Annotated in this window: 7 protein-coding genes; 3 read left to right on the forward strand and 4 right to left on the reverse strand. The window is 71.1% G+C overall.

Annotated elements, in window-relative coordinates; all coding sequences use genetic code 11:
* Positions 1 to 299 precede the first annotated feature (299 nt).
* The 4 genes from urtB to PKD06_RS11760 form a co-directional block, all read right to left on the reverse strand.
* Entirely contained in the window at positions 300 to 1,898 is a 1,599-nt protein-coding gene (gene urtB, locus PKD06_RS11745; protein WP_324380369.1) for an urea ABC transporter permease subunit UrtB, read from the reverse strand.
* 171 nt (positions 1,899 to 2,069) lie between these two features.
* Positions 2,070 to 3,353 (reverse strand): urea ABC transporter substrate-binding protein, encoded by a 1,284-nt coding sequence (urtA, locus tag PKD06_RS11750; protein ID WP_324380370.1) that lies wholly within the window; start codon positions 3,351 to 3,353, stop codon positions 2,070 to 2,072.
* Positions 3,354 to 3,528: 175 nt separating this feature from the next.
* The gene (locus tag PKD06_RS11755) at positions 3,529 to 4,722 is read right to left on the reverse strand and encodes a GNAT family N-acetyltransferase (protein WP_324380371.1); all 1,194 of its coding nucleotides are present in this window, start codon (positions 4,720 to 4,722) and stop codon (positions 3,529 to 3,531) included.
* Positions 4,719 to 6,065 carry a lipopolysaccharide biosynthesis protein gene (locus tag PKD06_RS11760; protein ID WP_324380372.1) on the reverse strand — a complete coding sequence of 449 codons (1,347 nt, stop codon included), beginning with the start codon at positions 6,063 to 6,065 and terminating at the stop codon, positions 4,719 to 4,721. The genes PKD06_RS11755 and PKD06_RS11760 overlap by 4 nt, the downstream gene beginning before the upstream one ends.
* A gap of 148 nt (positions 6,066 to 6,213) precedes the next feature.
* Between PKD06_RS11760 and PKD06_RS11765 the strand changes: the two genes are divergently transcribed.
* From PKD06_RS11765 to PKD06_RS11775, 3 genes are all read left to right on the forward strand, one after another.
* Positions 6,214 to 8,088, forward strand: coding sequence for a sensor histidine kinase (locus PKD06_RS11765; protein ID WP_324380373.1), 1,875 nt, complete (start codon positions 6,214 to 6,216; stop codon positions 8,086 to 8,088).
* Positions 8,085 to 8,522 carry a response regulator gene (locus tag PKD06_RS11770; RefSeq protein ID WP_324380374.1) on the forward strand — a complete coding sequence of 146 codons (438 nt, stop codon included), beginning with the start codon at positions 8,085 to 8,087 and terminating at the stop codon, positions 8,520 to 8,522. Before PKD06_RS11765 ends, PKD06_RS11770 begins: the two co-directional genes overlap by 4 nt.
* Positions 8,519 to 9,385: histidine kinase dimerization/phosphoacceptor domain -containing protein (locus PKD06_RS11775; RefSeq protein ID WP_324380375.1), on the forward strand; the 867-nt coding region annotated here is incomplete at its 3' end. The genes PKD06_RS11770 and PKD06_RS11775, both read left to right, overlap by 4 nt.

Below are 9,385 nucleotides of genomic sequence, written 5' to 3' on the forward strand. Positions count from 1 at the left end.
GCACGCGCAGCGGCGAGCCGGCGGGCAGCGCGAGATTCGACAGCGGCACCAGCACGGCGGCGGCGAGGCCGATCGCGAGGAAGACGATCGTCGTGCGGTTGAAGATGCGGTCGGAGGTCATGGCGACACCTCCTCCGCCTCTCCCCTTGCGGGAGAGGTCGAGTCGGCGCGGAGCGCCGACCGGGTGAGGGGTGGGGCACGATGCGGGCCGGGAGCACCCCTCATCCGGTCGCCCTGAAGGGCGACTCGACTTCTCCCGCAAGGGGAGAAGCAGGGCCTGCGCATGGGGGAAGCCGACATCACGCCTCGACGAACCGGCCCTTGAGCGCGAACAGGCCGCGCGGGCGCTTCTGGATGAACAGGATGATGGCGACGAGCAGCAGGATCTTGCCGAGCACCGCGCCGGCGAAGGGCTCCAGCAGCTTGTTCGCGACGCCGATCGACATCGCCCCGACCAGCGTGCCCCAGAGATTGCCGACCCCGCCGAAGACCACGACCAGGAAGCTGTCGATGATGTAGCCCTGGCCGAGATTGGGCGAGACGTTGTCGATCTGCGAGAGGGCGACGCCCGCGATCCCGGCGATGCCGGAGCCGAGCCCGAAGGTCAGCGCGTCGATGCGGTCGGTGCGGATGCCCATGGCGCCCGCCATGCGCCGGTTCTGCGTCACCGCCCGGATCTGGACCCCGAGCGAGGTGCGCTTCAGCGCCAGCAGCAGGGCCGCGAAGACGCCGAGCGCGAAGGCGACGATGACGATGCGGTTCCAGGTCAGCGTCAGGCCGAGGAGATCGAAGGAGCCCGACATCCAGGAGGGATTGCCGACCTCCCGGTTGTTGGCGCCGAAGACCGAGCGCACGGCCTGCTGGAGGATCAGCGAGATGCCCCAGGTGGCGAGCAGCGTTTCGAGCGGCCGCCCGTAGAGGAAGCGGATGACCGAGCGCTCGATCAGCACCCCGACCGCCCCCGAGACGAGGAAGGCGAGCGGCAGCGCGATGAAGAGCGAGGAGCCGAAGAGCCAGGGCGCATGGGTGCGGATCAGCTCCTGCACCACGAAGGTCGTGTAGGCGCCGAGCATGACCATCTCGCCATGGGCCATGTTGATCACGCCCATCACGCCGAAGGTGACAGCGAGGCCGATGGCCGAGAGCAGGAGAACCGAGCCGAGGCTGATTCCGTAGATGACGTTCTGCACGTTCTGGAGCAGCGCGATCCGGTTCTCGATCGAGGCGATGGCATCGCCCGCCATGGCGCGGATCGCGGGCGGGGCGTCCGGCGACAGGTTGCGCAGCACCGCGAGCGCCTCCTGGTCGCCGCGGGCGCGCAGCACCGTGATGGCCTCCGCGCGCTGCGCGGGCGTCGCGCCGGGCATCGTCGCGAGGATCGCGGCGCGGGCCTCCTGCATCTGCCGCTTGACGGCGGGATCGGCCTCGGCGGCGATCGCCGCGTCGAGCGCGGGCAGCGCCGCGGCGTCGCGCGAGCGGAACACGGCCGAAGCCGCCTCGGCGCGGCGCGCGGGATCGGGCGCGCGCAGGGTGAGCGGGCCGAGCGCGGCCTCGACGACGCGGCGCAGGCGATTGTTGAGCCGGACCGCCTTGAGATCGGAGGCCGCCGCCGAGGCGGGCGCCCCGGTCGCCGCGTCGCGCAGCGCCCCGTCGGCCCCGCGGATGAAGACCGTCTTGTCGGCGGCGCGGACCAGCAGCCGTCCGTCCCGCAGGGCGGCGACGATTTCGGCGGCGAGCGGGTTGCCGCTCTGCGCGACGCCCTCGATCGCCGCCTCGGTCTCCGCGTAGCTGTCGGCCGCGAAACGCGCGAGGGCATCCGTATAGGCGTCCGCACGGGCGGCGGCCGAGAGGCCGAGGAGCATGAGCAGCGCAAGAAGGATTCGGCGTATGGTCATCATGTTTCCTGCGGGTCCCGGCCGGGCCGTTCCGACGAGACGGAGGGGCCGTCCCGTGTCATTCCCGCCGGCCCGAAGGGCCGGGAAGGGAATCGAGGGCCGCCTGCGAGCCCTCTGGGTCCCCTTCCCCTCCGCTTCGCGCCGGCCGGGGATGACAAGGAGGGGGTCAGGCGCTCAGGCGCCGCCGCACTTGCCGGTCTTGGTGTTGAAGTTGCCGCACTTCTTGCCGACCCAGTCGGCCTCGAGGTCGCGCGAACCCTCCAGCTCCTTCGACCACGCATCGCCGGGCACGAGGCCATCGGTCTTCCAGACCACGTCGAACTGGCCGTTTTCCTTGATCTCGCCGATGAAGACGGGCTTCGTGATGTGGTGGTTGACCAGCATCCGGGAGACGCCGCCGGTCAGGTTCGGGGTCTCGATGCCGGGCAGCGTGTCGATGACCTTGTCGGGATCGGTCGTGCCGGCCTTCTCCACCGCCTTCACCCACATGTTGAAGCCGATGACATGGGCCTCCATCGGATCGTTGGTGACGGCCTTCGGGTTCTTCTTGAAGGCCTGCCACTTGGCGATGAAGTCCTTGTTGGCGGGCGTATCGATCGATTCGAAATAGTTCCAGGCGGCGAGGTGGCCGACGAGGGGCTTGGTGTCGATGCCGGCCAGTTCCTCTTCGCCGACCGAGAAGGCCACGACCGGGATGTCGGTCGCCTTGACGCCCTGGTTGCCGAGCTCCTTGTAGAAGGGGACGTTGGCATCGCCGTTGATGGTCGAGACCACCGCCGTCTTCTTGCCGGCCGAGCCGAATTTCTTGATGTCCGAGACGATGGTCTGCCAGTCGGAATGGCCGAACGGCGTGTAGTTGACCATGATGTCCGCAGGTGCGACGCCCTTGGACTTCAAATAGGCTTCGAGGATCTTGTTGGTCGTGCGCGGATAGACGTAGTCGGTGCCGGCCAGCACCCAGCGCTGCACCCCCTCCTCCTTCATGAGATAGTCGACCGCGGGAATCGCCTGCTGGTTCGGGGCGGCGCCGGTATAGAAGACGTTCCGCTCGCTCTCCTCGCCCTCGTATTGCACGGGGTAGAAGAGGATGTTGTTCAGCTCCTTGAAGACCGGCAGCACCGACTTGCGCGAGACCGAGGTCCAGCAGCCGAAGACCGCCGCGACCTTGTGCTGCGCGATCAACTCGCGCGCCTTCTCGGCGAAGAGCGGCCAGTTCGAGGCCGGATCGACCACCACCGCCTCGAGCTTCTTGCCGAGGAGGCCGCCCTTCCTGTTCTGCTCGTCGATGAGGAAGAGCATCGTATCCTTCAGCGTCGTCTCGCTGATGGCCATGGTGCCCGAGAGCGAATGAAGGATGCCGACCTTGATGGTGTCCTGAGCCTGGGCGAAAGCCGTGCCCGTCGCCAGGAACGTCGCGCCCGCCAATGCGCCGAGCGCCGCTCGTCTGTTGAACATCATGCTGCCTCTCCGGATCTCATGGCTGGCCGACGCGCAGCCCACCCGGCATCCGCAAGGGATATGCCAGACCACCCCGAAGGCTGCCTCATCCGAAGGCAGTGCCGGCCGCGCCGGCCGGAATGCTCATGAAATAGCCAGATGCCTGCTTCGCGGGCGGAGAAGACCGTCGGGGCCGCTATCCGCCGCGAGGCGCATCAGCCTTGGTCGCCGCTTCCGCCCCGCCCGGCCGCCGGAACGCCGGCCGGAGATGCCGCGCGGCCTCCCGGCCGCGCTGCTCGAACCGGGCGAGCCGCAGGCGGCGCTCGAGCGGGAGGCCGCGGGAGCCGGGCGGAAGGGCGATGACCTCGGCAATGGTCTCGCGCCCGGGATAGAGGCTCTCCAGCGGCGAGCCGGGAAGGGTCGCCGAATCGAGCCGGTCGACGAAGCCCGTCTCGTGGCAGAGGCGGATGATCTCGGCCTCCAGCAGCAGGCCCGGAGCGCAGTTGCGTAGGCGCTCGTCATAGGCCGTCTTGAGCAGGCTCGCCGTGCCGGAGCAGGCGAGGGCGAGGCTGATCGCGATCGGCGCGCCGTCGAGGAGCAGGGCATCGGCGCGGCCGGCCACGGGCCCGTCGGCGGCGCCGAACAGGGCGCGGCCGAGACTCTCGGTCTGCGGGCGGCAGGCGAGCGCGGTGCCCGCCCTCCCCTTCCAGCCGGCCTTTTCCAGGACGAGGAATGCCTCCAGGAGGCGGCCGAGACCTGCGGCATCTGTCGCGCTCTCGACCGTCAGCCGGCCCGTTTCGCCGAGCCGCCGCGCGCGGCGGCGCAGGTCCTTGAAGCGCGAGCGGTGCGGATGCCCCGCCAGGAACGCCTCCCAGTTCGAGGACCGGTCGAGGACCGGGCGCTCGAACCGCGAGACGGCGTCGTGCTCCCACCCCGCGCGGCGCAGGGCTCCGAGGAGCCCGGCCCCGGCGCCGCTTCCGGCGGCGAGGAGCGCCCAGCGCCAGACCCCCCCGTCCGAGGCGGCGGCGAGCCCTTCCGCGAGCCGGTCGAGGACGGCGTCGCGGCCCTCCCCCGCCGCCACGAGCGGCTCGGTGGCGGTGATGTAGGGCGTCAGGAAGGGGCGCGCGACGAGGCCGCCGAGGGCGCTCACGTCGCGCCGCAGGAGGAACGGCAGCAGCGCCTCCAGCTGGCCGCCGCGGGAAATCATGAGGATCCGCAGGTCGTCGGGAAGCAGCCCCGCCCGGCCATGCGCCGCCATGACGTGGCGGCTGAAATGGGGATGGGCCGGGCCGGCCCGCCGCTGGAGATCGTCCCAGGCGGCCTCGGGGATGTCGCGGCAGGCCGCGAGGCGGACGGCGAACTCGCCGGATGCGCGAAGGGCGCCGATCATGGCGTGAGGTCCCGGTGGCGCGACCAGACGGGCGTCGCGAGCCCCAGGATCGCCTTCGCGGCGGCGGCGAGGAGGCCGGCCCGCAGGACGGTTCCGGCGGCCATGGCGAGCGCCGCCCCGAGGAGGCCGAGCTTCGGCACGAGGGCGAGGCAGAGCAGTCCCGCGACCGCCAGCACGGCGACGGTGACGAAGGCGCAAAGGCGCTCGCCGGCGAGCATCGTGAGCAGGTCCTCGCCCGGCCCGAACAGGCTCGCCAGGATCGAGCCCGCCACCAGGACCGCGAGGAGCGGCACGCCCTCCTGGAAGCCGGGCCCGAACATGGCGAGCAGGAGCGGGCTCGCCGCCACGACGCCGAGCCCGATCGCGGCCGTGGCGGCAGCCGTCGCCTGTCCCATGCGCCGCACGAGGCGCTTGAGGCCGGCCCGGTCCCCGACCGCATGGGCCGCGCTGTAGCGTGGCGCGCTCGCCGCCGTCGCCGCGAAATGGACGAAGGCCACGAACTGGTGGATGCGGGTGGCGGCGAAATACAGGCCGACCGCGGAAGGCGGCATCAGGAATCCGAGGATCACGACGTCGATGAAGGTGAAGCCGGCATGGGCGAGGTCGATGGCGGCGATGGGAAGGCTCGCCCCGAGCCAGCGGCGCCAGTGATAGCGGCGCGGGCCGGGCGGGATCACGCGCCGCAGCCGCGCCAGCAGCAGGGCACCCTGGATCGCCCCCGCGGCGGCCGTCGCGAGCAGCATGCACAGGAGCGCCGTGCCGGCTTCCGGCGGCGCGCCGAGCAGGACGGCGCCCAGCATGGCGGCCATCATCACGCCCTGGCGCAGCAGATAGGGCGGCGCGATGGCGAGGCCGCCCCAGTCCTGGCTGCGCGCCACCCCCTCGAAATATTCCTGGCAGGCGAAGAGAGGCAGCAGGCACGCCGCGACCAGGACCGGCCCGCGATAGGGGCCGGCCAGGAGGTCGGGCCACAGCCGGAGCGCGGCCGCCGCGAGAACGGCCAGGGTCAGGGCCGCCCCGACGGTGACGAGGAGGCCGCCGAGGAGATAGCCGCGGGCGAGGGCGAGATCGCCATGGGCCTGATGCGCCGGCAGGAAGCGGGAGGCGCCCTGGGACAGGCCGAAGGTGAGGGAATGGCCGGCGATCGCGGTCCAGACCCAGATGGTGGCGAAGATTCCGTATTGGTCGTGGCTCAGGAGGCGCGCCGCCAGGACCTGGACGCCATAGGCGACGGCGGCCGAGGCCACGCGGATGGCGAAGACCGTCAGGGCCGAGCGCGCCGGCCCGACGCCGAGGCCGCGCAGGCGGCCGATCCCCGATGCGAGGATTGCCCCCGCCGCCATGCCCCCGTCCCTGCTCGCGACGCCCCGGCCCGCACGGGACCTGTCCCCGCCTACACGCGAAGCCCTTGCGGGCGCGTTAAGAGCCGGAGAGGGAGCACCCCTTGCCAAGCCGCGCGGCCTCGGCCAAAGCCCGCGCGGCAGATCCGGCGTGACCACGACCTCTCCGCAAACCGCATCCCCGCACGAGGAGCCGCACGAGGCGGCTCTCCGGGCGGGCTGGTCCGTGCGCCGGCATCTGGCGCTGTTCACCGTGGCGCTCCTCGTGCCGATCCTGGCCGTGCTCGGATTCGTGCTCTACCGCGTCGCCGCCACCGAGCGTGCGCGGCTCGAGCGCGAGGCGGGCGAGATCGCCCAGTCCATCGCCGTCGCGATCGACCGCGACCTCACGGGCCTCTTCGCGGCCCTCGATGTCCTCACCACCTCCGCCAACCTGATGCAGGAGAACCTCGAGGGCTTCCACGGGCAGATGACGCGGCTCCTCGAGAACCAGGGCGTCGCGACCGTGCTCTACGACCTGGAGGGACAGCAGCTCGCCAATGTCCGCATCCCCTGGGGGCGGCCTCTCCCGAGGAGCGATCTCGCCTTCGACCACGCGACGCTCGCCCGCGGCCGTCCCTTCGTGACCGACCTCCTGGTGGGGCAGATCTCGGAGACGCGCCAGTTCCTGGTCGTGCGCGGGATCCGGGCCCAGCGGCGGCTCAAATACGTGCTGGCCTTCTCCGTCCCGCTCTCGCGCCTCGACAATCTCCTGCGCGACCTCGGCATTCCGAAGGGCTACACGGCGAGCATCGTCGACCGCCGGCACGTGATCATGGCCCGCACGCGCGCGCCCGAGGAATTCGTCGGCCACAAGACGCTGCCCGGCCTCGCCGAGGCCCTGGCGGCCGAGCGGGGGACCTGGCAGGGCGCGACGCGGGAGGGAGTTCCGATCTTCGTCGCCTTCCAGCGCTCGCGCCTGTCCGGCTATGGCGGCCTCGTCGGCATCGACAATGCCGATCTCGAGGCGCCCGTCCTGCGCTCCCTGGCGGTGCTCGGCCTGACCGTCGCGGCGAGCGCGGCGCTCTCGATCTGGCTCGCGCTCTTCGTCGGCCGGCGGATCACCCGCCCGATCGCCGCCCTCGCCCGGACGGCGGCCGCCCTCGGCCGGGGCGAGAAGATCGAGCCGCTCACCTCCAGGCTCGCCGAGGCGAACCAGGTCGGGCGCGTCCTCGTGAGCGCCTCGACCCATCTGCGCGAGAGGGAGGACGACCTGCGCGAGGCCAATGGCGAGTTGCAGCGCTTCGCCTATATCGTGAGCCATGACCTGCGCTCGCCCCTCGTCAACATCATGGGCTTCACGGCGGAGCTGGAGGCGTTGCGGGGGGATCTCTTCGCCCGCCTCGCGGAGCTGCGGCGGGCGGTCGGCGAGGCCGGAAGCGCCGGGGACGATGCGCTGGCCGCCGATTTCGACGAGGCGATCGGCTTCATCAAGACCTCGATCTCGAAGATGGATCGGCTGATCAACGCGATCCTGAGCCTGTCGCGGGCGGGGCGGCGCGAATTCCATCCCGAGCGGATCGACATGGATGCTCTCATCCGGACCATCCTGGCCTCGCTCGCCACGCAGGCCGAGACCGCCGGCGCGAGCGTGGCTGCCAAGCCGCTGCCCTCCATCGTGAGCGACCGCCTCGCCCTGGAGCAGATCTTCTCCAACCTCGTCGACAACGCCCTCAAGTACCTTCGCGAGGACGTCCCGGGCCGGATCGAGATCATCGGGAGGGCGCGCGGGGCGAGCCTCGTCTACGAGATCCGCGACAACGGCCGCGGCATCGAGGAGAAGGATCTTGAGCGCGTCTTCGATCTTTTCCGGCGCTCGGGCGTTCAGGATCGTCCGGGGGAAGGCATCGGGCTCGCCCATGTGCGCGCCCTGGTGCGCCGCCTCGGCGGCACGATCACCCTGGCCTCGGAGCCCGGCCGCGGCTCCGTTTTCACCGTGACGCTGCCCCGGCGCTGGGCGGAGCAGGACGGCAGGAAGGCAACATGACGATGTCCGTCACCATCGTGATGATCGAGGACGACGAGGGGCATGCCCGCCTCATCACGAAGAACCTCCAGCGGGCGGGCGTCTCGAACGAGATCCTGCCCTTCCGCGACGGCACGAGCGCGCTGGATTTCCTGCTCGGCCCCGACCGGACGGGAAGCGCCAATGCCGGCCGGCCGATGCTGATCCTGCTCGATCTCAACCTGCCGGACACGACCGGCGCCGACATCCTCAGGATCGTCAAGGAGAACGAGCATCTGCGGCGCACGCCCGTCGTCGTGCTCACCACCACCGACGACCAGCGCGAGATCCAGCGCTGCTACGATCTCGGCTGCAACGTGTACATCACCAAGCCGGTCAATTATGAGGGATTCTCGAACGCGATCCGTCAGCTCGGGCTCTTCTTCTCCGTGATCCAGGTGCCTGAACCCGCATGACCGACGCGCCGCTGCGCCTCCTCTATATCGACGACGATCCGGCGCTCGGCCGCCTCGTCCAGAAGAACCTGGAGAGGCGCGGCTTCGCCGTGGATACGGCGACCGACGGGGCGGCCGGGCTCGACCGCCTGCGGGCGGAGCCCTACGACGCGGTGGCGCTCGACCACTACATGCCCGGCCGCGACGGGCTCGCGGTGCTGGCCGAAATCAACGCGCTTCCCGACCCACCGCCCGTCGTCTACGTCACCGGGACGCAGGAAAGCGCGGTCGCGGTCGCAGCCCTGAAGGCGGGCGCCGCCGACTACGTCGTCAAGTCGCCGGGCGGGGAGTTCATCCACCTGCTCGAGGCGGCGCTCACCCAGGCCGTCCGGGGCGTCAGGCTGCGCCGGGCCAAGGAGGCGGCAGAGGAGGAGGTGCGGGCCGCGCGCGACCGCTTCGAAGCGCTCGCGGCCGAGCGCGCCCTTCTCATGCGCGAGGTCAATCACCGCGTCGGCAACTCCCTCCAGATCATCGCCGCGCTGCTGCACCTGCAGGCGTCGGGCGCCGGCAGCGAGGACGTGAAATCGGCGCTCGCCGCCGCCACCCGCCGCGTGATGGCGGTCGCACAGGTGCACCGGCGGCTCTACACCTCCGACGACGTCCAGGCGGTCGCGCTCGACCAGTATCTCGCGACGCTGGTGGAGGATCTGCGCAGCTCGGCCGAGGGCGACGGCGGAGGCGACGAGCTGACCCTCGCCGCCGAGCCCTGCGACGTGGATCCCGACAAGGCGGTCGCGGTCGGGGTCATCGTCACCGAGCTGGTCCTCAACGCGCTCAAATACGCCTATCCCGGCGGCAAGGGGCCGATCCGCGTCACGCTGCGC

This window comes from Enterovirga sp., from assembly GCF_035325185.1.
GTDB lineage: Bacteria > Pseudomonadota > Alphaproteobacteria > Rhizobiales > Beijerinckiaceae > Enterovirga.

What these genes read in the sequence shown, in the direction of transcription:
- urtB (WP_324380369.1), bottom strand. Translation starts at nt 1,898, where the DNA reads ATGATGACCATACGCCGAATCCTTCTTGCGCTGCTCATGCTCCTCGGC.
- urtA (WP_324380370.1), bottom strand. Translation starts at nt 3,353, where the DNA reads ATGATGTTCAACAGACGAGCGGCGCTCGGCGCATTGGCGGGCGCGACG.
- PKD06_RS11755 (WP_324380371.1), bottom strand. Translation starts at nt 4,722, where the DNA reads ATGATCGGCGCCCTTCGCGCATCCGGCGAGTTCGCCGTCCGCCTCGCG.
- PKD06_RS11760 (WP_324380372.1), bottom strand. Translation starts at nt 6,065, where the DNA reads ATGGCGGCGGGGGCAATCCTCGCATCGGGGATCGGCCGCCTGCGCGGC.
- PKD06_RS11770 (WP_324380374.1), top strand. Translation starts at nt 8,085, where the DNA reads ATGACGATGTCCGTCACCATCGTGATGATCGAGGACGACGAGGGGCAT.